Here is a 25,961-nt window from a genome sequence, read left to right as displayed (position 1 = left end):
CTACCGAACGGTGGTAACAATCCAACCTGGAGACGACGATGGGTGGACACCGCCTGCCCCCGAGACCGGTGGAGACGTCATGACCACAGTCGAAGAAGTCACCCAGAAGAGTCCCGAGACGCTGCTGCTCGAGGAGCTGTCCACCGGGCTGGACCGGTTGGCGTCGGGCGACCTGAAGTACCGGCTGAGCCGCCGCGACGGCCTGCCCGGCGAGGTCGTCGAGCGCTTCAACCGGCTCGCCGAGCTCAAGCTGCGGCACACCCGCGAGGTCATGCGGATCAGCCGGGTCGTCGGCCGCGAGGGCCGCATGACCGAGCGCCTCGACGAGGAGGGCTTCGAGGGGGCGTGGCTGGACCGCATCCACGCGGTCAACTCGCTGATCGACGACCTGGGGCGGCCCACCACGGAGATCGCCCGGGTCATCGTCGCCGTCGCCGAGGGCGACCTCTCGCAGCAGCTCGCGCTGGAGATCGACGGCCGGCCGCTGCGTGGCGAGTTCCTCACCATCGGCCGCACGGTCAACACGATGGTCGACCAGCTGTCGTCGTTCGCCGACGAGGTCACGCGTGTGGCCCGCGAGGTCGGCACCGAGGGCAAGCTGGGCGGCCAGGCGCAGGTGACCGGGGTCGCCGGCACCTGGCGCGACCTCACCGACTCGGTCAACTCGATGGCCGCGAACCTCACCGGCCAGGTCCGGTCGATCTCCACCGCGGCGACCGCGCTCGCCCGCGGCGACCTGTCGCAGAAGATCACGGTGACGGCCAAGGGCGAGGTCGCCGAGCTCGCCGAGACGATCAACTCGCTCGTCGACACGCTGCGGATCTTCGCCGAGCAGGTGACCCGCGTGGCCCGCGAGGTCGGCACGGAGGGCAAGCTCGGCGGCCAGGCGGACGTGCCGGGTGTGGCAGGCACCTGGAAGGACCTCACCGACAACGTCAACTCGATGGCGTCCAGCCTCACCGGCCAGGTCCGCAACATCGCCCAGGTCGCCACCGCCGTGGCCCGGGGTGACCTGTCGCAGAAGATCACCGTCGTCGCGCAGGGCGAGATCCTCGAGCTCAAGGACACCGTCAACACGATGGTGGATCAGCTGTCGTCGTTCGCCGACGAGGTCACGCGTGTGGCCCGCGAGGTCGGCACGGAGGGCAAGCTGGGCGGTCAGGCGCAGGTGACGGGCGTCGCCGGCACGTGGCGGGACCTGACGGACAACGTGAACTTCATGGCGTCCAACCTGACGTCCCAGGTCCGTAACATCGCGCAGGTCGCGACGGCGGTGGCCCGTGGTGACCTGTCGCAGAAGATCACGGTCGACGCCCGGGGCGAGATTCTGGAGCTGAAGTCGACGGTCAACACGATGGTGGATCAGCTGTCGTCGTTCGCCGATGAGGTCACGCGTGTGGCCCGCGAGGTCGGCACGGAGGGCAAGCTCGGCGGTCAGGCCCAGGTGACGGGCGTCGCCGGCACGTGGCGGGACCTGACCGACAACGTGAACTTCATGGCGTCCAACCTGACGTCCCAGGTCCGTAACATCGCGCAGGTCGCGACGGCGGTGGCGCGTGGTGACCTGTCGCAGAAGATCACCGTTGACGCCCGGGGCGAGATTCTGGAGCTGAAGTCGACGGTCAACACGATGGTGGATCAGCTGTCGTCGTTCGCCGATGAGGTCACGCGTGTGGCCCGCGAGGTCGGCACGGAGGGCAAGCTCGGCGGTCAGGCCCAGGTGCGCGGCGTCGCCGGCACCTGGCGGGACCTGACGGACAACGTGAACTTCATGGCGTCCAACCTCACCGCCCAGGTCCGTAACATCGCCCAGGTCGCCACCGCCGTCGCCCGTGGTGACCTGTCGCAGAAGATCACCGTCGACGCCCAGGGCGAGATCCTCGCCCTCAAGTCGACGGTCAACACGATGGTGGATCAGCTGTCGTCGTTCGCCGACGAGGTCACGCGTGTGGCCCGCGAGGTCGGCACGGAAGGCAAGCTCGGCGGTCAGGCGCAGGTGAAGGGCGTCTCCGGCACCTGGCGCGACCTCACCGACAACGTCAACTCGATGGCGTCCAACCTGACGTCCCAGGTCCGCAACATCGCCCAGGTCACCACCGCCGTCGCCCGCGGCGACCTGTCCCAGAAGATCACCGTCGACGCGCACGGCGAGATCCTGGAGCTGAAGTCGACGGTCAACACGATGGTCGACCAGCTGTCGTCGTTCGCCGACGAGGTCACCCGTGTGGCCCGCGAGGTCGGCTCCGAGGGCAAGCTCGGCGGCCAGGCCCAGGTGCGCGGCGTCTCCGGCACCTGGCGCGACCTGACGGAGAACGTCAACCAGCTCGCCTCGACGCTGACCACCCAGCTGCGGGCGATCTCGCAGGTGTCCACCGCCGTGACCCGCGGCGACCTGACCCAGCGGATCGCGGTCGAGGCGCTCGGCGAGGTCGCCGAGCTCAAGGACAACATCAACCAGATGATCGTCACGCTGCGCGAGACGACGAAGAAGAACGCCGAGCAGGGCTGGCTCGACTCCAACCTGGCCCGCGTCGGCGGCCTCCTGCAGGGCCAACGCGACCTCGGCGAGGTCTGCCGCATGATCATGGCCGAGGTGACGCCGCTGGTCGACGCGCAGATCGGCGCGTTCTTCCTGGCCGGCGCCGACGCCGGGTCCGGCCTGCGACTGCGCCTGGAGGCGTCCTACGGCTACATGGCGCCCGGCGCCGAGGTCAGCTTCGCACCCGGCGAGGGCCTGATCGGGCAGGCGTCGCTGTCGCGCCGCGCGATCCGGGTCAGCGCACCCCAGGACGGCCGGCTCCAGGTCCGCTCCGGGGTCGCCGCGACCCCGCCCGCGGACCTCGTCGTCCTGCCGGTGCTGTTCGAGGGCGAGCCGCTCGGCGTCATCGAGTTCGCCGGCGTCGCCTCGTTCTCCGAGCTGCACCTGGCGTTCCTCGACCGGCTCGTGGTCACCATCGGCGTCGCGCTCAAGACGATCCTCGCCAACCGGCGGACCGAGGAGCTGCTGTCCCAGTCGCAGCGCCTCGCGCTGGAGCTGCAGGACCAGTCCGCGGAGCTCCAGCGCACCAACGCCGAGCTGGAGGAGAAGGCGACGCTGCTGTCGGAGCAGAAGGGCAACATCGAGAAGCAGAACCGCGAGATCGAGATGGCCCGCCTCGGCCTGGAGGAGAAGGCGCAGCAGCTGGCGCAGGCGTCGCAGTACAAGTCTGAGTTCCTCGCCAACATGAGCCACGAGCTGCGCACCCCGCTCAACTCGATGCTGCTGCTGTCGCGGCTGCTCGCCGACAACCCGGACGCCAACCTCACCGCGAAGCAGATCGAGTTCGCCGCGACGATCCACAACGCGGGCTCCGACCTTCTCGCCCTCATCGACGACATCCTCGACCTGTCGAAGATCGAGGCGGGCCGCATGGACGTGGAGCCCGGTGAGGTCTCCTTCGACGAGATCCGCTCGTACGTGGAGCAGGCGTTCGCCCCGCAGGCGGAGGACAAGGGCCTCGACTTCACGGTCGGCACGACCGAGGAGCTGCCGCCCGCGATCGTCACCGACCCGCAGCGCCTCCAGCAGATCCTGCGCAACCTGATCTCCAACGCGGTGAAGTTCACCGAGAAGGGCGCGGTCACGCTGTCGATCAGCGTCGCCACGCCCGACCTGCAGTTCTCGTCGCCGACGCTCGCCGGCGCGCGCCGGGTGATCGCGTTCGCGGTCGCCGACACCGGGATCGGCATCTCCAACGACAAGGTCGCGCTGATCTTCGAGGCGTTCCAGCAGGCGGACGGCACCACCAGCCGCAAGTACGGCGGCACCGGCCTCGGCCTGTCGATCAGCCGCGAGCTGGCCCGGCTGCTCGGCGGTGCGATCGGGGTCACCTCGGAGGTCGGCCGGGGCGCCGTCTTCACCCTGTACCTGCCGGACGTCATCGCGACCGAGGTCACCCAGACCGTGCACACCGTGCCGGCGCAGCCCCTGGCGCCGGTGCGCAGCCTGCCGCCCGGCCCGGCGATGCTGCGGGCGCTGCCGACCCCGGAGCGGCGCCCGACCGCGGCGGCGCATCAGCTCGACGGCGCGACCGTGCTCATCGTCGACGACGACGTCCGCAACGTCTTCGCCCTCACCAGCGCTCTCGAGCTGCACGGAATGACCGTCCTGTACGCCGACAACGGCGCCGACGGTGTGCGCGTGCTGTCGGAGCACCCGGGCGTGGACATCGTGCTGATGGACGCGATGATGCCCGACCAGGACGGCAACGAGACGACCCGGGCGATCCGGCGCAACCGGCGCTTCGCGAAGCTCCCGGTGGTGTTCCTGACCGCCAAGGCGATGCCCGGCGACCGCGAGTCGTCCCTGGCCGCCGGGGCGAGCGACTACATCACCAAGCCGGTCGATCTTGACGAGCTGCTTGACGTCATGGCCGCTTGGGTAAACGGGGAGGGTCGCGCGGTGTAGGTTGCTCCGAAACGGAAGAAAGGGGCGCGTCTTTGACTGGACCGGACCGGCCGGCGAAGGTGCTGCTCGTCGACGACCGGCGGGACAATCTCCTCGCCCTGGAGGCGATCCTGCAGGGGTTGCCGGTCCAGGGCGTCGCCGCCGAGAGCGGCGAGGAGGCCCTCAAGCACCTGCTGGTGGACGACTTCGCCCTGATCCTGCTGGACGCGCAGATGCCGACGATGGACGGCTTCGAGACCGCCCGGCACATCAAGCGCCGCGAGCGGACCCGGCACGTGCCGATCATCTTCCTCACCGCGGCCGACCGTGACTCGCACCTGGCGCTTCGCGGGTACGCTGCCGGCGCCGTCGACTACCTCACGAAGCCCTTCGACCCATGGGTGCTCCGGGCGAAGGTGTCCGTGTTCGTCGAGCTGTGGACGAAGACCTCACAGCTCGCGGTGCAGTCCGAGCTGGTCAAGGCCCGGGACGGCGAGTTACGGGCCGCCGGGGTCGCCGTCGACGAGGCCACCGCGCTGCTGAAGGCCGGGCTGGCCGCCGGCGGCGAGGTCGGGCGCTCGCAGGTGGAGAAGGCGATGGAGGCGCTGACCAGAGCCTTCAGGCAGGCTCCTGGATCATCAGTGCGCCCCTGAGGCCCGTGATGTCCAGGACTCGGATCAGGAACGCGCCGACGTTGGTCAGCACCAGGTAGCTCTGTGCCATGGTCGCCTTGCGGCTGAGGACGACGAGCGTGCCGAGGCCCTGCGAGTCGCAGAACGTCACGCCGCTCATGTCGAGGACGACCCGCTGCGGGGCGTCGCCGCCGAGGATCTCATCGACGGTTGTCGCCAGCCGCTGGACCGTGGACATGTCGATCTCGCCCGCGAGCGATACCACGGTCTCGGTCGGCGCGCGCCGCACTGTGACGGAAAGCTCCGGTCGATCCACCCGCACAGCCTAACGTGGATCAGCGCCCGCAGTGGCGTCGGGCACAGGCCGCCCGGGGGCGGTCGGCGTCGCCTCGGGCGGGCTGTCAGAATGGGCAGGCTGTGACAGCTATTGACTCCGCCGGCCTCGGCCCCTACGCGGGTGACGCTCCGGCTTCGCAGGCACTGTTCGACCGCGCTCAGGCCATCGTGCCGGGTGGGGTGAATTCACCTGTCCGGGCGTTCCGCGCGGTCGGTGGCACCCCCAGGTTCATGGTCAGTGGCGAGGGCTGCTGGCTCACCGACGCCGACGGGCGACGCTATGTCGACCTGGTCTGCTCGTGGGGGCCGCTGATCCTCGGCCACGCGCATCCCGAGGTGATCGGTGCGATCACCGCCGCGGCCGCGCACGGCACCAGCTTCGGCACCCCGACACCGGGCGAGGTGGCGCTCGGCGAGGAGATCGTCGCGCGCACCCCGGTCGAGCAGGTCCGCCTGGTCAACTCCGGCACCGAGGCCACGATGAGCGCGCTCCGGCTCGCCCGCGGCTTCACCGGCCGGCCCAAGGTGGTCAAGTTCGCCGGCTGCTACCACGGTCACGTCGACGCGCTGCTCGCCGCCGCCGGGTCCGGGGTCGCGACCCTCGCGCTGCCCGACTCGCCCGGCGTCACCGGTGCGGCGGCGGGGGACACCATCGTCCTGCCCTACAACGACATCGCCGCCGTCGAAGCGGTCTTCGCCGCCGAGGGCGACCGGATCGCGGCCGTGATCACCGAGGCGGCCTGCGGCAACATGGGCGTCGTCGCGCCGCACGACGGGTTCAACGGCAAGCTCGCCGAGCTCGCCCACCGCCACGGCGCGCTGCTCATCCTCGACGAGGTCATGACCGGCTTCCGGGTCAGCCGGGCCGGCTGGGTCGGCCTCGAGCCCGTCGACGCCGACCTGTGGACCTTCGGCAAGGTCATGGGCGGCGGGCTGCCGGCCGCCGCGTTCGGCGGTCGCGCGTCGATCATGGCGCACCTCGCCCCGGCCGGCCCGGTCTACCAGGCCGGCACACTGTCGGGCAACCCGCTCGCCTGCGCGGCCGGCCTCGCGACCCTGCGACTGGCGACCCCCGAGGTCTATGCGCAGCTCGACGCGACGGCGGCCACGATCGGCAAGCTGTCCTCCGATGCGTTGGCCGCGGCGGGTGTACCGCACACGCTCGCCACCGCCGGCAGCATGTTCTCGATCTTCTTCACGGCGCAGCCGGTGCGGAACTACGACGACGCGCGCACGCAGGACGTGGCGGCGTTCAAGGCGTTCTTCCACACCATGCTGTCCCGGGGTGTCTACCTGCCGCCCAGCGCCTACGAGTCGTGGTTCGTCTCCACCGCGATCGGCGCCGAGGCCCTGGACGTCATCTCGGCCGCCCTCCCGCACGCCGCCCGCGCCGCCGCGGCCGCCTCGGCGGGCCTCTCATGACGACCAAGACGATCGTGCACGTGCTGCGGCACGGTGAGGTGCACAACCCGGAGAAGATCCTCTACGGCCGCCTTCCCGGCTACCGGCTGTCGGAGCTCGGCGTGCAGATGGCCAAGGCCGCCGCCCAGGCCGTCGCCGAGAAGGACATCACCCACGTGGTGGCGAGCCCGCTGGAGCGCGCCCAGCAGACCGCGTCGCCGATCGCCGACCAGTTCGGGCTGCCGATCGCCGTGGACGAGCGGCTCATCGAGAGCGGCAACTTCTTCGAGGGCAAGCGGGTCGGCGCCGGCGACGGCGCGCTCCGCGACCCCCGCAACTGGTGGGTGCTGCGCGACCCGGTGACCCCGTCGTGGGGCGAGCCGTACACGGCGATCGCCTCGCGCATGTTCGCCGCGCTGATGGCCGCCAGGGAGGCCGCCGAGGGCCACGAGGCCGTGTGCGTGTCGCACCAGCTGCCGATCTGGACGCTGCGCCGGCACGTCGAGCGCAAGCGGCTGTGGCACGACCCCCGCAAGCGCGAGTGCAACCTCGCCAGCTACACCAGCTTCCACTTCGAGGACACGAAGATCGTCGGGGTGGCGTACAGCGAACCGGCCGCGCACCTCGTCGCCATGTCGCCGGGCGCGCGCGACGCGAAGGGCGCATGATGCGAGCTCGCCTCCTGTGGATCCTCGTCGCCTGCGTCTTCCTGGCCGCCTGCGACAGCGCCGCCCCGCAGAACGCCCTCGGCAGTCGCAAGATCGCTGTCTCCGACCGGGTGGCGGCGCCGGCGATGCGCGGCGACTTCATGGACCGCGCCGGCTCGTTCGACCTCGCCCAGCACAAGGGCGAGGTCGTCGTGATCAACTTCTGGGCGTCCTACTGCGCGCCGTGCCGCACCGAGGCGCCGGAGTTGGAGAAGGTGTACGACGCGACCAAGGGCGACGGCGTCGTCTTCGTCGGCGTGAACGTCCGCGACCAGCGCGACCCCGCCGCCTCTTTCCTGGCCGACGTGAAGCCGACATACGGCAGCATCTTCGACCCACCCGGCGAGCTGCCGCTGAAGTTCCCCGTGCCGCCCAACACGATCCCCGCCACGCTGGTCATCGACCGCAGCGGCCGGGTCGCCGCCGTCATCCGCTCCCAGGTCGACCAGAAGCTGCTCGAGCCGATCGTGCGCGACCTGGTCGCCGAGCAGGCCTGATGCTCCTCGCCGACGTCTTCGACTTCACCGCCAGCGGCCCGCTGGTCGGTGCGATCGCCGTCGCCGTCCTCGCCGGGCTGGCCAGCTTCCTGTCGCCGTGCATCCTGCCGCTCGTGCCCGGCTACCTCTCCTACGTCACCGGCCTCGCGGGCGCCGACCTCGACTCCGGGCAGCGCCGGGGCCGGGTCGTCGCCGGGGTCGCGCTCTTCATCGCCGGGTTCACGGCCGTCTTCGTCACCCTCATCGTCCTCGCGACCAGCGCCGCCATGCAGCTCATGATCCACCGCCGGACGATCGAGATCGTCGCGGGCGTGATCGTCATCGTCCTCGGTCTGGCCTTCATCGGCCTGGTGCCGGGGCTGGAGCGGCAGTGGCGGATCCAGCGGCTCCCGGCCGCCGGGCTCGTCGGCGCCCCCGTCTTCGGCGTCGTCTTCGCCCTGTCCTGGGCGCCGTGCACCGGTCCGACGCTCGCCGCGATGATCGCGCTCGGCTCCACCAGCGGCTCGCAGGCGCGGGCCGTGACCCTCGCCATCGCGTACAGCCTCGGCATCGGCCTGCCCTTCATCGCGGTCGGGCTGGGCTTCCAGCGACTCATCGGCGTCATCAAGTTCATCCGCCGCAACAGCCGCTGGGTGACCCGCATCGGCGGCGCCCTGCTCGTCCTCGTCGGCGTCGCGCTCATCACCGGCGTCTGGCACTCGCTCATGATCGCCCTAACGGCCAACTTCGGGCCCGGATTGGTGCCGCTGTGACGCGCTGGCTCGTCTCCGTGTGCCGGCGCGCCTGGCGCCAGCTGACCTCGATGCGCACCGCGCTGGTGCTGCTGTTCCTGCTCGCCGTCGCCGCCATCCCCGGCTCGGTCCTGCCGCAGCGCAACGTGTCGCCCGAGCAGGTCCGGCAGTACCTGCGGGACAACCCCGACTGGGGCCCGACGCTGGACCGGTTCTTCTTCTTCGACGTGTACGCCTCGCCGTGGTTCTCGGCGATCTACCTGCTGCTCTTCACGTCGCTCGTCGGCTGCCTGGTGCCCCGCTTCCGGTCCCACTTCGCCGCGATGGTGCGCAAGCCCCCGCCGGCCCCGGCGCGGTTCTCCCGGCTACCCGCCTCTGCTGCTGACTTGCCCGTTTCATCCGTTTCTTCGGTTCTGGGGGTTCTGCGGCGTCGGCGCTTCCGGACCGTCGTGCGGGTCTCGGGTGACGTCACCGAGATCAGCGCGGAGAAGGGGTACCTCAAGGAGACCGGCAACCTGGTCTTCCACTTCGCGCTGCTGTCGCTGCTTATCGGCGTCGCGTACGGGTCGTGGTTCGGCTGGCACGGCAACCGGCTGCTCATCCAGGGGCAGGACTTCGCCTTCTGCAACACCCTGCTCAACTACGACGAGCACGCCCTCGGCGCCCAGGTCGGCGAGGGTGACCTGCCCCGCTTCTGCGTGCGGATGGACAAGTTCGCCGCCACGTACCTCGACAACGGCCAGCCCGTCACCTACAAGGCCGACGTGACCGTCACCGAGCGGGGCCGCTCCTCCAAGCACGTGCTGCAGGTCAACGACCCGCTGCGCCTCTCGGGCGCCAACGTGTCGCTGCTCGGCCACGGGTACGCCCCCCGGCTGCGCTACACCGACAAGTACGGCAAGACGCACGAGCAGGTCGCCGCCTTCCTGCCCAAGGACGGGATGCTCACCAGCGACGGCGTCGCCACCTTCCCGGACGTCAACCTGAACCCGTCGACCGGCACCCGCGACGAGAAGGCCCAGATCGGCTTCTCCGGCGTCTACCTGCCTACCCTGCCGTCCGACCCCTCGGTCGCGTCGTCGGCCTTCCCCGCCGAGAACGACCCGCGTCTCATGCTGCAGGCGTACCGCGGCGTCCTCGGCTTCGACGCCGGCGCGCCCCTGTCCGTGTACACGCTGGACCAGCGCCAGATCGACGCGAAGCGCCTCAGCCCCTTCGGCGACCCGATCATGCTCAAGCCCGGCGACAAGGGCACCCTCCCGGACGGCACGACGGTCGAGTTCCTCGGCACCGAGCAGTGGATCAGCATCTCGATCCGCCACGACCCCGGCCAGCCGATCGTCCTGGGCGGCGCGGCCGCGCTGCTGCTCGGCCTGCTGGGCTCCCTCACCGGCAAGCGCCGCCGCGTGTTCTTCCGCATCACCCCGACCGGCATGTCCGCGGGCGGCCTGCCGCGCGGCGACTACCCGGGCTTCGCCGAGGAGTTCGAGTCCATCGTGGCCGCGGTGACCCCTGCCGCCACCGTGCCGGACCAGGTGGCGCAGACTGACGCTGACGTCAAGGAGGTCGTTTGATGGGTGGGTTGTCCAATCAGCTGCTGGTCGTCACGATCTTCAGCTACGTCCTGGCCATGCTGGCGTACGCCGTCGAATATGCGTTCGGCGCCCGCAGCCTCGTCGGCCAGCGCGCGCTGATAACTGCTGGCGCCCCAGCGGTCGAAGCCATCCCGGTGGCCGCCGCGGCTTCCACCTCTTCCGCGCTTTCCTCTTCTTCGGCCTCCTCTTCCCCTTCTCCCGCTTCCCTTTCCTCCGCTTCCCCTTCCCCCGCGGACATTTCCGATTTTTCGGATAAGCCGGACTCTTCGGGTTCGGGTCTTCGGTGGGCGGGTGTCGCGGCCGTCGGTCTCACCGTCCTCGGCTACCTGGCCCACGTCGGCGCCCTGGTCACCCGCGGCATCGCCGCCGACCGCGCCCCCTGGGGCAACATGTACGAGTTCGTCATGACCGCCACCCTCGTCGGCGTCTCCGCCTGGCTGGTCGTGCTGTTCAAGTGGCGCAACCTCCGGCACCTGGGGCTCTTCGTCACCCTGGTCGCGTCCCTCCTGCTCGCGATCGCCGGCATGACGCTGTACGTCCCGGTCGGCCCCCTGGTCCCCGCGCTCCAGTCCTACTGGCTCGTCATCCACGTCGGCGCCGCCTCGATCGCCTCGGGCATCTTCCTCGTCGGCTTCGTCGCCGCCGCCATGCACCTGATCCGCACCGGCCACGACCAGGGCAAGCGCAACTTCCCGTACAGCCTCGGCGAGCGCATCCCCCAGGCCGACACCCTCGAACGCGTCACCTTCCGCGTCCACGCCTTCGCCTTCCCCATCTGGACCTTCGGCGTCATCGCCGGCGCCATCTGGGCCGAGGCTGCCTGGGGCCGATACTGGAACTGGGACCCCAAGGAGGTCTGGTCCTTCATCGCCTGGGTCGTCTACGCCTGCTACCTCCACGCCCGCTCCACCCCGAGCGTCAGCCGCCGCGTCACCTCCTGGATCGCCGTAGTCGGCTGGCTGACCATGCTCGTCAACCTCTTCGGCGTCAACCTCGTCGCCAGCGGCCTCCACTCCTACGCCGGCGTCTGACCCTCACCCCACCACCGCCTCACACCGCCACCCTGCTCACCGCCACTTGATCGAAGTCCAGTTCTGGCGGTCATGCCGACCAGTTCGGTCCTTGGATCATCACGCTGACGGGCGCCAGTCTGGTGGATGCCGCAGAGGGGTGGCCCGTCTGCTGGGCAGTCGGGTGTCTGCCGCGCGGGCGCGGGTCGGCCGGCTCTGGGTTTCCGCTGCGGTGCCACCGGCCGATGTCTGGTCCTGTTCGGTCGGCGTCGCGCTGGCGTGATCCAAGGATGGTTCCGGCTGTCATGACGGCCAGTTCGGTCCTTGGATCACCACGCTTCTGGACGCCGGGTCGGTGGAATGCCGCAGCAGTGGACGCCGCGGCGGCGGGCGGCAGCGGCGGCGTTGCCCGCCTCGACCGGATCGGCGGCGTTGCCCGCCTCAAACCGGATCGGCCGCGGTCGGCCATCGGTGGAGTGGGGGTCAGCTGCTGGAGCTGACGATGCTCGGGTTGGCGGCGGCGTCAACGTGAGTGCCAACTGCCCACGGCTGCGCGAGGTCCCATGCCTGATGCCCGCTTCCGACGTCTGCACGGAACGTCGATACCTGCGTGCGACGCCGGCGTGGACGCTGACGTCCTTGCGAAGGCCTCGCGCCGGACGCCTGACGTCTGCGGGAACGTCAACGTCAAACGCGAAGGCCCGCGCAAACGCTCAACGACTGCGGAAACACCAACACGGATGCCTGACGCCCACAGCTGCGCGAGGTTCCATGCCTGATGCCCGTGTCCGATGCCGGCGTGGAACGTCGACGCCTGCGGCCGATGCCGGCGTGGACGCTGACGTCCTTGCGAAGCCACGCGCCCGGCGCCAGTGACGTCCGTGGGAAGGCTTCCGTCCGACGGACGTCGGGACGTCAGTGTCCGACGTGGGTGCCAGGCGTCGACGTGGGCGGGGCGGGGTCGAGGTTGGTGAGATGGGTCAGGGGCGGAGGCCGCCTAAGACGGTCAGGTCGAGGAGGGCGAACACGAAGAGTGCGATCCCCACGAAGCCGTTGGCGGTGAAGAAGGCTCGGTTGACGCGGGACAGGTCGTCGGGGCGGACGATGGCGTGCTCGTAGATGAAGGCGACAGCCGTGGCGGCCAGGCCGATCCACCACAGCCAGCCGAGGCCGACGAGCTGGCCGAACCACACGAACAGGCCGAACGTCACCACGTGGGCGGCGCTGGACAGGTGCAGGGCGAAGGGGACGCCGTAGCGGGAGGGGACGGAGTGGACGCCGATCTCGCGGTCGACGGTGGCGTCCTGGCAGGCGTAGATGAGGTCGAAGCCGCCGATCCACAGGCCGACCGCGGCGCCGAGCACCCAGGCGGGGCCCGAGCCGCTCAGGTCGCCCGTGACGGCGAGCCATGCGCCGACCGGGCCGACCATCTGCGCCAGGCCGAGCAGCGCGTGCGGCCAGTTGGTGAAGCGTTTGCCATACGGGTAGAGGACCAGCGGCACCACGGCGAGCGGGGCGAGGACCAGGCACAGCCAGTTGAGCAGAGCGGCGGCGCCGAGGAACACGACGAGGGCGACGGCGGCGCCGGTCCACGCGGTGCGGACGCTGACGGCGCCGGTGACGAGCTCGCGCTGGGCGGTGCGCGGGTTACGGGCGTCGATGTGGCGGTCGATGATCCGGTTGGCGGCCATGGCGAATGTGCGGGCGCCGACCATCGCGATCGTCACCAGGAGCAGATCGGCCCAGTTGACGTGGCCGCCGTGCACGGTCATCGCGGTCAGCGCCGACAGATAGGCGAACGGCAGCGCGAACACCGAGTGCTCGATCGCGACGAGCCGCAGGAAAGCCTTGACCCGGCTCGGGGGTGCCTCAGCGAGCGTCACTTGAACCCATACTCTCTCCAGCGCTTGTCGACCCGCGCCACGACCTCGGGGGACATGATCATCTCTTCCGGCCAGCCGCGATGGTAGCCCTCCGACGGGCCCTTGCGGGTCGCGTCGAGGCCGGCCTTGCCGCCCCAGAACTGCTGATAGGACGAGTGGTCGAGGTGGTCGACCGGCCCCTCGGTGATCAGCAGGTCGTGCTTGTAGTCGACGTTGCCGAAGGCGCGGAAGGCGACCTCGGCGTAGTCGTGCACGTCGCAGTCCTCGTCGACGACCACAATCAACTTCGACAGTGACAGCAGGTGCGCGCCCCAGATGGCGCTCATCACCTTCTGCGCGTGCTTCGGATAGCGCTTGCGGATCGACACGATCACGCAGTTGTGGAACACGCCGGCCGCGGGCAGGTCGTAGTCGACGATGTCGGGGATCATGATCTTCAGCAGGGGCAGGAAGATCCGCTCGGTCGCCTTGCCGAGGCCCAGGTCCTCCTGCGGCGGCTTCGACGTGATGATCGAGTGGTAGATCGGCTGCTTGCGGGTCGTCATGCACTCGACGTGCAGCACCGGGAAGTCCTCGACCGGCGTGTAAAACCCGGTGTGGTCGCCGAACGGCCCCTCGGGCAGGCGCTCGCCGGGCTCCAGATAGCCCTCGAGCACGATCTGCGCATTGGCCGGCACCTGCAGCGGCACGGTCAGGCAGTCGACCATCTCGACCCGCTCGCCGCGCAGGAACCCGGCGAACAGGTATTCGTCGATGTCGGACGGCAGCGGGGCGCTCGCCGAATAGGAGACGACGGGGTCGGCGCCGATGGCGATCGCGACCGGCAGCCGCTGCCCGAGCCGCTCGGCCACCGCGTGGTGCGCGGTCGAGTCCTTGTGGATCTGCCAGTGCATGCCGAGCGTGTTGTGCGAGTGCTGCTGCAGCCGATAGAGCCCGAGATTGCGCTTGCCGGTCTCGGGGTGCTTCGTGTGGGTCAGCCCGAAGTTGTGGTAGATCCCGCCGTCGTCGGGCCAGATCTGCAGGCCGGGGAGCCGGTTGAGGTCCACCTGGTCGCCCTTGTAGACGACCTCCTGGCAGGGCGCGGTCTTCACGTGCTTCGGCGGCACGGCCTTGAGCTGCAGCAGCTTGCCGATGCCGTCGCGGATGCCCGCCCAGCCGACCGGCAGCTCCGGCTTGACCAGCGACCCGATGCGCTCGCCGACCTCGTCGAGATGGGAGACTCCGAGCGCCATCGCCATCCGCCGCTCGGTGCCGAACAGGTTGATCGCGACCGGCATGTCGCCACGTGTCGGCCGGTCGAACACGAGCGCCGGCCCGCCCGCCCGGACGGTCCGCGTGACGATTTCGCTGATCTCCAGGTGCGGGTCGACGGGTGCGGACACGCGATGCAGCTCACCTGCCCGCTGGAGGTCGGCGAGGAAGGCGTTGAGGTCTGCGTACGGAAAGCCGCGTGCCATGCCCACCATCCTGCCAACCCGGTATGACACTTTCCGAGCGGGCTGGTCAGTTGTGGCAGAGTTGACCGCGTGGTGGATCAGCGCAGGCCGTGGGTCGTCGGGGTGTCCGGGGCGTCCGGCACGCCGTACGCGGCCGCGGTGATCCGGGCGCTGTTCGACGCGGGCGAGGCCGTCGACCTCGTCGTGTCACGCGCCGCCCGGCTCACGATCCTCGACGAGACTGGTGCGCCCTTCCGTGACGCGCACTGGAAGGACGACCTGGCCACCTGGGTGGGGCAGGAAGCGACAGGAGCAGACGTCGCCTACTGGCCCGCCGGTGATCTCGCCGCCGGTCCCAGTAGTGGGTCGTACCAGGTCAAGGGCATGCTCGTCGTGCCGGCGAGCACCGCGGCGTGCGCCGGCATCGCGATCGGCCTCTCCAAGGACCTGCTGCAGCGGGCTGCCGAGGTCAACCTCAAGGAGCGCCGCCCGGTGGTTGTCGTCCCGAGGGAGACCCCGGTGACCCGCAGTCACCTGGAGCACCTCATCGCCCTGCATGACGCCGGCGCCGTGGTCCTCCCCGCCAGCCCCGGCTTCTACTCGGCCGGAGCGGCGGCCACGGCCGCCCAACTCGTTGACTTCATCGCCGGCAAGGTCCTCGACGCTGCCGGCGTCACTCATACCTTGTTCACTCGTTGGTCGGGTGAACTCGGCCATTCCCGTTAGAGGTGTCGTCGAGCGTCTCGTCTCCTTCGAGCAGTGCCCGCACCTCGGATTCCCGGAACCGCCGGTGTCCCCCCGGGGTTCGGATGCTGCTGATCCGGCCGGCCGCAGCCCAGCGTGTCACCGTTTTGGGGTCGACACGAAACAAGGCGGCGACTTCGCCGGGCGTCAGCAGACGATCTCCCGTCTCCACGGCCCCTCCTTAACCCATGGGTGGCTCGATCGGGCCCGCGCACCCCCATGCGGCAAGCTGAAAGCACGAGTCATCCTGGGATGTACGCCCATTACAGCACCGCTAGCGTGCCGTGTCCGGGAAACGAGGAAATCGCACGTGTTGGGTAATTAGCTGTGCTAAAACCCTGACCATTAGGCTGGACGCGATGGATGCGATCGATCGACAACTCATCGACCTGCTTCGAGACAACGCCCGGCTTCCATACGCGGAGCTGGCCCGGAAGGTGGGCCTGTCCGCGCCGGCCGTGCACGAACGCGTCGGCAAGCTCGAGTCGTCGGGGGTCATTCAGGGCTACCGCGCCGAAATCCACCCGGAGGCCATGGGGCTGCCGCTGACCGCCATCATCGGCATCGTGCACGACAGCAACGGCGACACCGACGACATCCTCGAGGCCCTCCGCGAGCATCAGGAGATCGAATCCTGCTACTTCATGGCGGGCGAGGAATCGTTTCTGTGCAAGGCGCGCGTGAAGACGATCGGCGACCTGGAGCGGCTCATCATCGACCTCAACCGCGTCAAAGGCATCGCCCGCACGCGCACGGCGATCGCCCTCTCCACGAAGTGGGAAGGCCGCACCCAGCCCCCGGCCTAGGCCAGCGTCGCAAGCCCGGGATAGTCGACCACATAACCGTCCGTGTCCAGCTCCAGCTCGGCCGTGAAACCCTCCGAGGAATAGCGGACCCGTCGGCCGGGCAGCACCTCGTACACCTGCTGCAACGGCAACACGGCCAAGCTGGGCAGCAGGACCCACGCCGCCTCGATCGTCGCCACCGTGCCGGGCTCCGCGCGGTGCAGGCCCAGCCTGCGCACCGGTAACGTGTTGGTCAGCGGGGAGTTGTAGAGGTCGACGTCGAGCACCTGATGCAGCCGGTCGGGCTCCTCGATGCCCGCGAACGGCGCCGTCGGCAGCACCCGCTCCAGATCGCCCTGCTCGCCAGTGGTGACCCGCCACCGGCCCGCGGCCCGCTCCATGCGCAGCGTCCGTCGCCAGCCCGCACCCTCGGCCGTCACCTCCAGCCGCGTGCTCGCCCAGCCCTCGTCGGTGTGCAGGTCATATCGGCACGAATACAACGCGTTGTCGGCGGCGAACGCCGTGCCCTTGGCATAGAGCCCGCGGCGATCGTCGAGCGTGACGAACTCGCCGCCTGTCGTGTCGGTCCGCTGCCATGCGAACGCCCGAGGAAGCACCGTCATGCGTCGACGCTATCCGATGGGTACGACAAAAAGGCGGTCCGCACCATACGCGGACCGCCCTTGTCGTCAGCGACTAACGCCGTGGACGACGATCATGGTCGTGATTCGGCCGCCGGGCCGGACGACCACCGTGCGACGGGGCACTGCGCTGGATGCGCACCGGCACACCGCTCGGCTGCCGAGCGCCCGTGACCTCGGCCAATGCCGGGTCGCCGGCCCGCACCCGCAGCTCGGTCGGGGTGACCCCGGCCTTCGCGAGCAGCGCCGCCGCCCGCCGCCGCTGCCGTGGCAGCACCAGCGTCACGACCGTCCCCGCGGCCCCCGCCCGCGCGGTCCGCCCGGCACGGTGCAGATAGTCCTTCTGGTCACGTGGGAGGTCGACATGAACGACCAGCGACACGTCATCGATGTGGATGCCACGCGCCGCGACGTCGGTCGCCACCAGCACGTTGCACGTGCCCTCTTTGAACTCGGCGAGCGTGCGCGTGCGCACCCGCTGCGTCTTGCCGCCGTGCAGGGCACCGGCCCGCACGCCGACGGCCGCGAACTGCTCTACCAGCTCGTCGACGGCCATCTGCGTCTTCACGAAGAGGATCGTGCGGCCCTTGCGGGCGGCGATCGACGCGGCGATGGCGAACTTGTCATTCGGCGGGACCAGCAGCACGTGGTGGTCCATGGAGCCGACAGAAGCGGTCGGCGGCTCGATCGAGTGCGTGACCGGGTCGACCAGGAAGCGCTTGACCAGCGAGTCGACGTCCTTGTCGAGCGTCGCGGAGAAGAGCAGGCGCTGGCCGCCGGCCGGCGTCTGACCGAGGATCTCGGTGACCTCCGGCAGGAAGCCCATGTCGGCCATCTGGTCGGCCTCGTCGAGCACGGTGACCTCCACCGCGTCGAGCCGGCAGACCCCGCGCTTGATCAGGTCACCGAGGCGGCCGGGCGTCGCGACGAGCACGTCGACCCCCCGCTCGAGCGACCAGATCTGCCGGTCATACGGCACGCCGCCGACGGCGGTCTTGCAGAACAGGCCGAGCGTCTTCGCCAGTGGCGTCAGCGCATCGTTGACCTGCATCGCGAGCTCGCGCGTCGGCACGAGGATCAGCGCCTTCGGCGCATGCGGACGGGACCGCCCGCTCGCCGCCAGCCGGGCCAGCAGCGGCAGGCCGAACGCGAGCGTCTTGCCCGAGCCGGTGCGCCCCCTGCCCAACACGTCACGGCCCGCGAGGACGTCGGGGATCGTCGCGGCCTGGATGGGGAACGGATCGGTGATGCCCTGGTCGGCGAGTGCGCGCACCAACCTGGCGGGCAGACCGAGGCCGGCGAAGCCCGGCTCATCGGTGGATTCGAAGATGGAGGGGAACGAACTGGGGTCAGCGAGCAGCAAGGAGCTGGGACCTTCCGATTGGAGACCCTTCAGCTTATCCGATCTCGCTCACCGACCCCGCGTCGAGGTGTCGTGCCTCACTATTTCTGCGGTACGTCGCTGAACATGTCCTCCATGAATGACTTGGAGAACGTGACAGCGAGGTAACCGCCCACCACGAGCACCACCACGATGACCGCGATGATGACCATGACTTTCAGGTTGCTGGACCGGGCCGGCTCGTCGTCGTCCTCGTCCGCTTCCTGCGTGCCTTGACTCAAGATGTGCCCGGTCAGCGAGCCGGAGTTCTCCAAAGGACTGCTGCCGCCGTCGGCCGAGGCTGTTGTCACCGGGGTGACACCTTGCCCGCCATAGACTGTGCCCGCAGAGCCGCGATGGTTCCGAGCCCATTTTCCGTAGCTTTCCGCCGCGGGCGAAGGGCCCGCGTCGCTCACCACCTGGGTCTCGTCCGACGCAGGCGGGGGGATCGCGGGCGGCTGCTGATGCGGCGGAGGAGACGGGTTGGCGGGTGCGCCGCTCGACGGGTAGACGGCGCCGGGCGTCCTGTCGTTGGACGGCCGGTCGTCCCGCTCGGGACCCGCCGACGGCGGCTCGGACGGGGTCCAGGCGGGCGCGCCCCAGCCCGTCTGCTGCAGCGGGGGCAGCTCGGGCTGGGCGGTCGGCACCGAGTAGGCGGGCGGCCCGTCGGAGGAAGGCGGCGGCGCCCAGCCCTGCCCTGAGTCCGGCGATGACGGGGGCGGCGCCCAGGCAGAAGCCGCGGGCGCGGCAGGAGAGGAGGGAGCCGAGGGAGCGGGGGACGCAGACGGCGCGGGGGCCTCTGCGGACGGTGCGGCCCAGCTCGGCGCGAACGGCGCCGACACCGAGTCAGCGGCCGGCGGCGGTGGCGTCCAGCCTGACGCCTGCCCACCGGGAGCCCAGCTCGGCGGCGCCGACACCGGCGGCGTGGAGTCCGACGGGCTCGCCGAGGGGATGGAGAAGGCCGGCGGCGATGAGACCGGCGGCATGGAGTCTGACGGTGATGCTGATGGCATGGTGTACGACCCAGCCCCCGAACTAGGTGGCGCAGAACTCGGCGGCGTCGACTGTGACGGCGTCGCGGACGGCATGGTGAACGATCCGGACACAGCGCCCGGCAAGGAGACCGGCGGCATGGAGTCCGACGGTGATGCTGATGGCAATGTGTACGACCCTGCCCCGGAGCTTGGTGGCGCCGAAGCAGGCGGCTCCGACGCCGGAGCCCCGTAGGCGGGCGGCGCGAACGGCGGAGTGCCCGCACCCGGCCCACCCGCCGCCGGCGGCGGTGCGAATGCGGGCGGGGCGAACGGCGGGGTGCTGGACGCCGGTCCACCCGAGGTGGGTGGTGCGAACGCGGGCGGCGTCGAGTCCGACGACGGCGGCGCGAACGCGGGCGGTGCCGACGCTGGTGCGCCGAACGCGGGTGGGGCCGAGGCCGGTGCTGCGAACGCGGGTGGGGCCGAGGCCGGTGCGCCCGAGGTCGGCGGTGCGAACGCGGGCGGTGCCGAGTCGGACGACGGCGGCGGGGCGAACGGCGGGGTGCTGGAGGCCGGTGCGCCCGAGGTGGGTGGGGCGAACGCCGGTGGGGCTGATGCCGGTTGAGCCGGGGGCGCCTGCCAGGAGGGTGCCGGGGGAGAGGAGACCTGCTCGCCCGTCTGGCCGGTGCCTGGCTGCCAGGCCTGAGCGGCCGGCGGCGGGGCCCAGCCCTGGCCGGGTGGGGTGGCCCAGCCCTGCTCGCCCGGTGCGGCGGCGGGCTGCTGGCCCTGCGGCTGCTGCCAGCTGGGCTGGGCGGGTGCCGGCGGCGCGGCCCAACCCTGCGCGGGCGGGGCTGACGCCGGCGGGGCGGACCATCCCTGCGCGGGTGGGGCCGGGGGCTGGCTTGGCGTTCCGTAGGTGTTGGGCTGGCCGGGCGTGCCGTACTGGGCGGGCTGGCCGGGAGCGCCGTATTGACCCGCCGGGCCGGGCTGCCCGTGCTGAGGTGGCGTGCCGTACTGGCCCGCGGCGCCCTGCTGGCCGGGCTGCGGGGCACCCCACTGACCAGGCTGGGCCGGGGCGCCGTGCTGTCCCGGAGCGCCGTGCTGACCAGGAGCACCCGGATGCCCCGGAGCGCCGTGCTGACCAGGAGCACCCGGATGCCCCGGAGCGCCGTGCTGACCAGGAACACCGTGCTGGGCCGGGGTGCCGTACTGCCCGGGCTGAGCGGGCGTGCCGTACTGGCCCGGCGCACCGTGCTGGGCGGGCGTGCCGTACTGGCCCGGGACGCCGTACTGGCCGGGCTGGGCCGGAGCGCCGGGCTGGGCCGGGGCGCCGTGCTGACCAGGAACACCCTGCTGGCCGGGAGCGCCGTACTGGGCAGGGGTGCCGTACTGGCCGGGAACGCCGTATTGACCCGCCGGGCCGGGCTGGCCGTGCTGCCCGGGCTGGCCGTGCTGCCCGGGGGTGCCGTACTGCGGCGGGGGCTGGTAGGCCGGGGGCTGCTGGGCCGGGGGGCCGTAGCCGCCGGGGGCGGGTTGGGCCGGGGGAGCCTGCCAGGGCTGCTGCGCCGGGGGCTGGGTCCAGCTCTGGCCGGGCGGGGTCGACACGGGCTGCTGGCCGGCCAGCCACGGCTGCGCAGGGGCCGGCGGCTGCTGCGGTCCGGCAGGCGGCTGCGGTACGCCGGCGGCCGGCTGGGCCCAAGCGGGCGCCCCATCCTGTCCGGTGGCAGCGGCCGCGGGCTGGCCGGCGTCGGAGGTGCCCCACGGGTGCTGGGAGGACGGCGTCGTGTACGGCGTGGGCGCCTGGAACGGCGACGGCGGTTGCGGCCCTGGCCCGGGGAACGGCGGCGACGGCGCGGGTCCGGGGCCCGGGACCGGGGACGGCTCAGGCACGGGGAACGGCTGCGGCGTCGGCTCCGGTTCCGGCACGGGAGCGGGCTCGGGCGCAGGGGGAGTCGGCGGGTACGGCGTCGGGATCGGCTCGGGCTCCGGCGCCGGCGGGAACGGTGCCGGCTCCGGCGTGGGCACGGGCTCCGGGCTCGGGAACGGCGACGGCTCCGGGCCGGGGAGCGGCGACGGCTCCGGCCCCGGGATCGGGTCGACAGGCGCCGCGGCAGGCGAGGCGTCCTGACCAGCGGCGGCGAAGGCGCCGGAGGGAGAGGCGCCCGGACCGGCCATGGACTGGGGCAGGGCCATGGAGGTGCGGTACACGGTCGGGGTGGCGGCGGCGCGGGCGGCCTGCTCGGCCTCCTCGGCGGTCACCGAGTGGGCGCCGGGCACGGAGGCGCTGGCCCGGGCGGCGACCACGGCGGCGGCGAACGCCCCGGCGACCGGCAGCACCACCGGAGCGGAGGAGACCGGAGCGGACGAGCCGGGCGCCATCAGCGGCTCGGCGGGCACGTCGACGACGGGCCGGTCGATCGGCGCGAGCACAGGCTCGACGACGGGCTCGGCCGCGGCGGCCGGAGCAGGCTCGGCGGCGGGCGGGAACGGCAGGGACGGCCGCTGCACCGCGAACGGATGCACCACCTGCGGCTCCGACACCGGCGCTTCAGCAGCCGAACCAGCAGGTGAACCAGAAGGTGAATCGCCGGCAGCGGGTGAATCGGAGGACGAGGGCGCGCTCCACGGCAGCGCGAACGCGTCCCACGACGACTCCGGCAGCGGCCGCGGCGCCCGCGCCCGGCTCGGCAGCGGCGGCAACGATTCCTCAGACGAACCAGCGACCGGCGAACCGGCGGGCGAGTCGGCCGGCGAACCAGGGGCCGGCGACACCGGGTCCTCGATCGACGCGGCGGGAGCCCCGAAGCCAGAGACCGGAACCGGCGCGAACGGCGGCGCCGCCACGTCCGAGGACTCCGGCTCCGCGGGGTGGATTCCGGAGTACGGCGTGGACTCGCCGGGCGGGGGACCGTACGTCCCGGCGACGGAGTCGAAGCTCGGCAGCTGGAACGCCGGCGGCTCGGCGGAGAGCGCGGCGGCGATCACGTCCGCCTCGGGCTCGGCGCGGCGGCGCGGCCCGTCGGGACCGGCCGGCCGCTGGTCGGGCGCCTCGTTCAGCGAGCCGCTCGGCGCGGGGCTCAACCCGGCGTCCACACCGGTGCTGGCGGGGCCCAGGCCCGCGGGGCTCACGCCGGCGTCCAGGCCTTCGGGGGTGTCGGGCGCCTCGGACAGCCCGTCGGACGCGGGCACGGCGGTGTCGGTCGAGTGGAACGCCGCGACCATCGCCGCGACCTCCGGGTCGTCCTCGTCGTCGTCGGCGTCCGCGAACGGGTCGCCGCCGGGCCAGAGGGCGCCGTCGGTGGGGGTGGGCGGGAGTTCGTACGCCGCGTCGGGGACCACTTCCTCCGGCGTGTCCGGCGGCAGGTCGGCGCCGACCGGTGGTGGCGGCGGCAGCGGCGGCAGGTCGTCGAGTGCTTCCGCGTCGGTGCCGGCCGCCGGGTTCGTGGCCTGCGGCTGCGCGCCGGGCGGGAAGCCGAACGGGGAGCCGGCCCGCACCCCCTCGTCGCGTGCGCCGTCCCGTGTCTCCCGCTCGTCCATTGCTGCCCTCCATGACCGTGCCCTGCCCGGGCGTCGTCGCGCTTCCGGCGTGCCCCCGCCGCCAGTCACGCGTCCACGGTGCCACATCGAGTCACGGAACGCTGGACCGGACCTCGGTCGGGTTTTAGATCATCCGCGGGTGCGGACGCCGGATTTGTTGGGAAACGAACGGACCGGCCACGGGAGACCCCGTGAGCCGGTCCGGTGGAACAGGTCGCTCAGTTTCCTGACGCGGACGCCGTGGTCTGCGCGGTCGTGCTTGCCCCGGCCGCGGACGGCTTGAGCGCCGACTTCGAAGGCGCCGCAGTGCTGCTGGCCGGGGTGCTCGGCGCCTTCGACGTCTCGTCGGCGGTGGGCTCCGGCGCGGGCGGCGGTGCGGTCGTCGTCGTGGGTGCCGCGGACGACGGCGGCGCCGACGACGGCGGTGCGGACGAGGGTGGCGTGGACGTCGGTGGCGTCGACGTCGGCGGCGTCGAAGACGGGGGCGTCGAGGACGGCGGGGTCGACGAGGGTGGCGTCGACGACGGCGGGGTCGAGGACGGCGCCGTCGTGGTCGGGGTCGCGTTCGGTGCCCGCACCGCGTCGAAGATCCGGGTGGCGCCGAAGAAGCGCGACCACTTGACCTGCCCGATCTTCACCTTGTCACCCGTGGTCGGCGCGTGCACCATCTTGCCGCCGCCGACGTAGATGCCCATGTGGTAGATCGAGCGCCAGTCGCTGGAGTCGCTGGCGAAGAACACCAGGTCGCCCGGGAGCAGCTGGTCGCCGAGGGTCCGCTTGGTCGCCTGGATCGCGTGGGTGCCGTGGTACATGTCGTTGGCGACCCGCGGCACGCGGACCCCGACCTGCCCGTAGGACCAGTAGGCCAGCCCCGAGCAGTCGAAGGTGCTGGGGCCTTCGTCGCCCCACACGTACCAGCTGCCGATCTTGCCGAGTGCGTAGTTCAGCGCCTGGAGGGCCTTCGGGTTGGCGACCATGCCGTCGACCGGCACGTTGTCCACGGTGCCGAGGACCTGCTCGGCGGCCGCGTCCTCCGCGGCGATCCGCAGGACCGCCGCCTCGTTGTCGGCCTTGAGCTTCTGGAACTCGGCGTCCTTGATCCTGAAGTCGGAGTCCAGCGGCACGAACGTGCCCTGCGCGGCGAGGTAGGTCGACTGGGCCAGCTCGTACTGCAGCTTGGCGGCCGCCTCCTCCTGCTCGGCGCGCAGCAGGCCACGGGCGTCCTCCTGGCTGCCCGGCTGCTGACCGAGGCCCGGGGCGAGCAGGCCGAACTGGTGCAGGTTGTGGGCATAGCCGTCGAGCGGGCCGAGACCCGTCGCGCGCTTGTAGGCCTCCGCGGCGGCCGAGTCGGCCCGGCTGCGCAGCTCGGTGACCTGGTCGGTGGCCAGCCGCAGCTTGTCCTGGGCGTCGGCGGCCGCGGCCTGCGCGGTCTCCAGGTCGATCTGTGCCTGGAGCCGTTTCTGCCCGAGCGTGCTGACGGCGACCTCGAGCGTGGCGAGCTGGGTGGCGAGCGGGCCGCGCTGCGTCGTGGTGCTCCCACCGACGGGCACGGAGGTGCCGGTGCCCGTCTGCCCGGGCATGAGGAGCGTGCCGGCCGCGATCGGCCGCGAGCCCGTGTCGGGAATCGCGCCGCCCGGATCGGCGTACGCGGGCCGGGGGACCAGCGAGCACAGCAGCGTGCACACGATCGTGGCGACGAACATCCTGCCGCGCCGGCCGGTCGAGTGCTTCCCGCGCTGTCTGGGGACCATGGCCGCGACCTGCGCGGATTCCTCTGCTTGTGCAGGCGGGACCCACTCGTCGCCGGGATAGCTCGCCGCTCTCAGTACCAATCCGTCCATGCCACCGTCCCCAGTCGGTCTGCCCGCCATTGGTCGATCAGTATCGATCGATCAGTCGGTCTGCCGCCCGACCGTGTTTCTGCCCACTTTTGTTTACCTCACGGAAGCAATCAGCGTCGAGAGCTGATCAATGTCAGCTTGCTCGCGATGAGGTGAACAGAGAGATGAACACCGCACTGGCGCCCGGGCCTCTTCCCCGCCGGACGGGCCGACGTACGCTGGCCTCGTGGATGCAGGTGTGAAGCGTGAACTCGAGGCCAAGGTCGTCGCCGGCGAGCGGCTGAGCAGGGAAGACGGCATCGCTCTGTATGAGAGCGACGATCTTGTCTGGCTCGGGAAGCTGGCGCACCACAAGCGCACCGAGCTCAACGGCGACCGGGTGATGTTCAACGTCAACCGGCACCTCAACCTGACCAACGTCTGCTCCGCCAGCTGCGCATACTGCTCGTTCCAGCGCAAGCCGGGCGAGAAGGACGCCTACACGATGCGCATCCACGAGGCGGTCGCCAAGGCCAAGGAGATGGAGGACGAGCAGCTCACCGAGCTGCACATCGTCAACGGCCTGCACCCGACCCTGCCGTGGAAGTACTACCCGAAGGTGCTCCGCGAGCTGAAGGGCGCGCTGCCCGGCGTCAAGCTCAAGGCGTTCACCGCCACCGAGATCCAGTGGTTCGAGAAGATCAGCGGCCTGCCCGCCGACGAGATCTTCGACGAGCTGATGGACGCCGGCCTGGAGTCGCTGACCGGCGGCGGCGCGGAGATCTTCGACTGGGAGGTCCGCCAGCACATCGTCGACCACGCCTGCCACTGGGAGGACTGGTCCCGCATCCACCGCCTCGCCCACAGCAAGGGCCTGCGGACCCCGTCGACGATGCTCTACGGCCACATCGAGGAGCCCCGGCACCGGGTCGACCACGTCATGCGCCTGCGTGAGCTGCAGGACGAGACGGGCGGCTTCACCGTCTTCATCCCGCTGCGCTACCAGCACGACTTCGTCGACTCCGCCGACGGCAAGATCCGCAACAAGCTGCAGGCCCGCACGAAGATGGCCTCACCCGCGGAGTCGCTCAAGACCTTCGCCGTGTCGCGGCTGATGTTCGACAACGTGCCGCACGTCAAGTGCTTCTGGGTCATGCACGGCCTGTCCGTCGCCCAGCTCTCGCTCAACTTCGGCGTCGACGACCTCGACGGCTCGGTCGTCGAGTACAAGATCACCCACGACGCCGACAGCTACGGCACGCCCAACACGATGCACCGCGAGGACCTGCTCCACCTGATCTGGGACGCCGGCTTCCAGCCCGTCGAGCGCAACACGCGGTATGAGGTCGTCCGGGAGTACGAGAAGCCGACGCCCCTCGCCGCGCGCCGGGCGGAGCCGCAGCAGGTCTGGGCGTAGAACGACAC

At 71.2% G+C, this 25,961-nt stretch carries 19 protein-coding genes; 11 read left to right on the top strand and 8 right to left on the bottom strand.

Annotated elements, in window-relative coordinates:
• Window positions 1–79: 79 nt before the first annotated feature.
• Both ABZ321_RS05315 and ABZ321_RS05310 read left to right on the top strand, forming a co-directional pair.
• A complete protein-coding gene (locus ABZ321_RS05315; RefSeq protein WP_344508211.1) occupies window positions 80–4,447 on the top strand; it encodes a HAMP domain-containing protein in 4,368 nt (1,455 codons plus the stop codon).
• Between the two features lie 32 nt (window positions 4,448–4,479).
• A complete protein-coding gene (locus ABZ321_RS05310; RefSeq protein ID WP_344508209.1) occupies window positions 4,480–5,079 on the top strand; it encodes a response regulator in 600 nt (199 codons plus the stop codon).
• Here the strand turns inward: ABZ321_RS05310 and ABZ321_RS05305 are convergent.
• A complete protein-coding gene (locus ABZ321_RS05305) occupies window positions 5,045–5,374 on the bottom strand; it encodes an STAS domain-containing protein (protein ID WP_344508207.1) in 330 nt (109 codons plus the stop codon). The genes ABZ321_RS05310 and ABZ321_RS05305 overlap by 35 nt on opposite strands.
• Window positions 5,375–5,475: 101 nt before the next feature.
• Here ABZ321_RS05305 and hemL point away from each other — a divergent pair, with 101 nt between their 5' ends.
• The 6 genes from hemL to ccsB are packed head-to-tail and all read left to right on the top strand — an operon-like array spanning window position 5,476 to window position 11,356.
• Window positions 5,476–6,816, top strand: a complete 1,341-nt coding sequence (gene hemL / locus ABZ321_RS05300) for a glutamate-1-semialdehyde 2,1-aminomutase (RefSeq protein ID WP_354889508.1) — start codon at window positions 5,476–5,478, stop codon at window positions 6,814–6,816.
• Window positions 6,813–7,463 carry a histidine phosphatase family protein gene (locus tag ABZ321_RS05295; protein WP_344508203.1) on the top strand — a complete coding sequence of 217 codons (651 nt, stop codon included), beginning with the start codon at window positions 6,813–6,815 and terminating at the stop codon, window positions 7,461–7,463. The genes hemL and ABZ321_RS05295 overlap by 4 nt, the downstream gene beginning before the upstream one ends.
• Window positions 7,463–7,999 (top strand): TlpA disulfide reductase family protein, encoded by a 537-nt coding sequence (locus ABZ321_RS05290; protein WP_354889506.1) that lies wholly within the window; start codon window positions 7,463–7,465, stop codon window positions 7,997–7,999. Before ABZ321_RS05295 ends, ABZ321_RS05290 begins: the two co-directional genes overlap by 1 nt.
• A complete protein-coding gene (locus ABZ321_RS05285) occupies window positions 7,999–8,751 on the top strand; it encodes a cytochrome c biogenesis protein CcdA (RefSeq protein ID WP_354889504.1) in 753 nt (250 codons plus the stop codon). The genes ABZ321_RS05290 and ABZ321_RS05285 overlap by 1 nt, the downstream gene beginning before the upstream one ends.
• Complete coding sequence (locus ABZ321_RS05280) at window positions 8,748–10,304, top strand: cytochrome c biogenesis protein ResB (RefSeq protein WP_344508198.1); 1,557 nt, start codon at window positions 8,748–8,750, stop codon at window positions 10,302–10,304. Before ABZ321_RS05285 ends, ABZ321_RS05280 begins: the two co-directional genes overlap by 4 nt.
• Entirely contained in the window at window positions 10,304–11,356 is a 1,053-nt protein-coding gene (ccsB, locus tag ABZ321_RS05275) for a c-type cytochrome biogenesis protein CcsB (RefSeq protein WP_354889502.1), read from the top strand. The genes ABZ321_RS05280 and ccsB overlap by 1 nt, the downstream gene beginning before the upstream one ends.
• A gap of 959 nt (window positions 11,357–12,315) precedes the next feature.
• Here ccsB and mqnP read toward each other — a convergent pair.
• The gene (gene mqnP, locus ABZ321_RS05270) at window positions 12,316–13,218 is read right to left on the bottom strand and encodes a menaquinone biosynthesis prenyltransferase MqnP (RefSeq protein WP_354889500.1); all 903 of its coding nucleotides are present in this window, start codon (window positions 13,216–13,218) and stop codon (window positions 12,316–12,318) included.
• A complete protein-coding gene (locus ABZ321_RS05265) occupies window positions 13,215–14,675 on the bottom strand; it encodes a menaquinone biosynthesis decarboxylase (protein ID WP_344508962.1) in 1,461 nt (486 codons plus the stop codon). Before ABZ321_RS05265 ends, mqnP begins: the two co-directional genes overlap by 4 nt.
• A 72-nt stretch (window positions 14,676–14,747) precedes the next feature.
• Between ABZ321_RS05265 and ABZ321_RS05260 the strand changes: the two genes are divergently transcribed.
• Complete coding sequence (locus tag ABZ321_RS05260) at window positions 14,748–15,380, top strand: UbiX family flavin prenyltransferase (RefSeq protein ID WP_344509361.1); 633 nt, start codon at window positions 14,748–14,750, stop codon at window positions 15,378–15,380.
• Here the strand turns inward: ABZ321_RS05260 and ABZ321_RS05255 are convergent.
• The gene (locus tag ABZ321_RS05255) at window positions 15,343–15,570 is read right to left on the bottom strand and encodes a BldC family transcriptional regulator (protein WP_344508964.1); all 228 of its coding nucleotides are present in this window, start codon (window positions 15,568–15,570) and stop codon (window positions 15,343–15,345) included. The two genes, ABZ321_RS05260 and ABZ321_RS05255, sit on opposite strands and share 38 nt — an antisense overlap.
• Before the next feature lie 187 nt (window positions 15,571–15,757).
• On the opposite strand from ABZ321_RS05255, the gene ABZ321_RS05250 reads away from it, so the two are divergent.
• Window positions 15,758–16,204 carry an Lrp/AsnC family transcriptional regulator gene (locus tag ABZ321_RS05250; RefSeq protein WP_344508966.1) on the top strand — a complete coding sequence of 149 codons (447 nt, stop codon included), beginning with the start codon at window positions 15,758–15,760 and terminating at the stop codon, window positions 16,202–16,204.
• Here ABZ321_RS05250 and ABZ321_RS05245 read toward each other — a convergent pair.
• The 4 genes from ABZ321_RS05245 to ABZ321_RS05230 all read right to left on the bottom strand — a co-directional run bounded on the left by ABZ321_RS05245 (window position 16,201) and on the right by ABZ321_RS05230 (window position 24,467).
• The gene (locus ABZ321_RS05245; RefSeq protein WP_344508968.1) at window positions 16,201–16,806 is read right to left on the bottom strand and encodes a putative glycolipid-binding domain-containing protein; all 606 of its coding nucleotides are present in this window, start codon (window positions 16,804–16,806) and stop codon (window positions 16,201–16,203) included. The two genes, ABZ321_RS05250 and ABZ321_RS05245, sit on opposite strands and share 4 nt — an antisense overlap.
• 73 nt (window positions 16,807–16,879) lie before the next feature.
• Window positions 16,880–18,184 carry a DEAD/DEAH box helicase gene (locus ABZ321_RS05240; protein ID WP_344509363.1) on the bottom strand — a complete coding sequence of 435 codons (1,305 nt, stop codon included), beginning with the start codon at window positions 18,182–18,184 and terminating at the stop codon, window positions 16,880–16,882.
• Between the two features lie 83 nt (window positions 18,185–18,267).
• Window positions 18,268–22,716, bottom strand: coding sequence for a hypothetical protein (locus tag ABZ321_RS05235; RefSeq protein ID WP_354889497.1), 4,449 nt, complete (start codon window positions 22,714–22,716; stop codon window positions 18,268–18,270).
• Window positions 22,717–22,934: 218 nt separating this feature from the next.
• A complete protein-coding gene (locus ABZ321_RS05230; RefSeq protein ID WP_354889495.1) occupies window positions 22,935–24,467 on the bottom strand; it encodes a C40 family peptidase in 1,533 nt (510 codons plus the stop codon).
• A gap of 316 nt (window positions 24,468–24,783) precedes the next feature.
• Here ABZ321_RS05230 and mqnE point away from each other — a divergent pair, with 316 nt between their 5' ends.
• The gene (gene mqnE / locus ABZ321_RS05225) at window positions 24,784–25,953 is read left to right on the top strand and encodes an aminofutalosine synthase MqnE (RefSeq protein WP_344508974.1); all 1,170 of its coding nucleotides are present in this window, start codon (window positions 24,784–24,786) and stop codon (window positions 25,951–25,953) included.
• Window positions 25,954–25,961: the final 8 nt, after the last annotated feature.

It is taken from the genome of Dactylosporangium sp. NPDC006015 (assembly GCF_040614215.1).
Lineage (GTDB): Bacteria > Actinomycetota > Actinomycetes > Mycobacteriales > Micromonosporaceae > Dactylosporangium > Dactylosporangium maewongense.
This window is presented reverse-complemented; position numbering and strand designations above follow the sequence as displayed.

Excerpts from the sequence above, each read along its gene's own strand:
- ABZ321_RS05315 (WP_344508211.1), top strand. The coding sequence starts at position 80 with ATGACCACAGTCGAAGAAGTCACCCAGAAGAGTCCCGAGACGCTGCTG.
- ABZ321_RS05295 (WP_344508203.1), top strand. The coding sequence starts at position 6,813 with ATGACGACCAAGACGATCGTGCACGTGCTGCGGCACGGTGAGGTGCAC.
- ABZ321_RS05290 (WP_354889506.1), top strand. The coding sequence starts at position 7,463 with ATGCGAGCTCGCCTCCTGTGGATCCTCGTCGCCTGCGTCTTCCTGGCC.
- ABZ321_RS05285 (WP_354889504.1), top strand. The coding sequence starts at position 7,999 with ATGCTCCTCGCCGACGTCTTCGACTTCACCGCCAGCGGCCCGCTGGTC.
- ccsB (WP_354889502.1), top strand. The coding sequence starts at position 10,304 with ATGGGTGGGTTGTCCAATCAGCTGCTGGTCGTCACGATCTTCAGCTAC.
- ABZ321_RS05265 (WP_344508962.1), bottom strand. The coding sequence starts at position 14,675 with ATGGCACGCGGCTTTCCGTACGCAGACCTCAACGCCTTCCTCGCCGAC.
- ABZ321_RS05250 (WP_344508966.1), top strand. The coding sequence starts at position 15,758 with ATGGATGCGATCGATCGACAACTCATCGACCTGCTTCGAGACAACGCC.
- ABZ321_RS05245 (WP_344508968.1), bottom strand. The coding sequence starts at position 16,806 with ATGACGGTGCTTCCTCGGGCGTTCGCATGGCAGCGGACCGACACGACA.
- ABZ321_RS05235 (WP_354889497.1), bottom strand. The coding sequence starts at position 22,716 with ATGGACGAGCGGGAGACACGGGACGGCGCACGCGACGAGGGGGTGCGG.
- ABZ321_RS05230 (WP_354889495.1), bottom strand. The coding sequence starts at position 24,467 with ATGGTCCCCAGACAGCGCGGGAAGCACTCGACCGGCCGGCGCGGCAGG.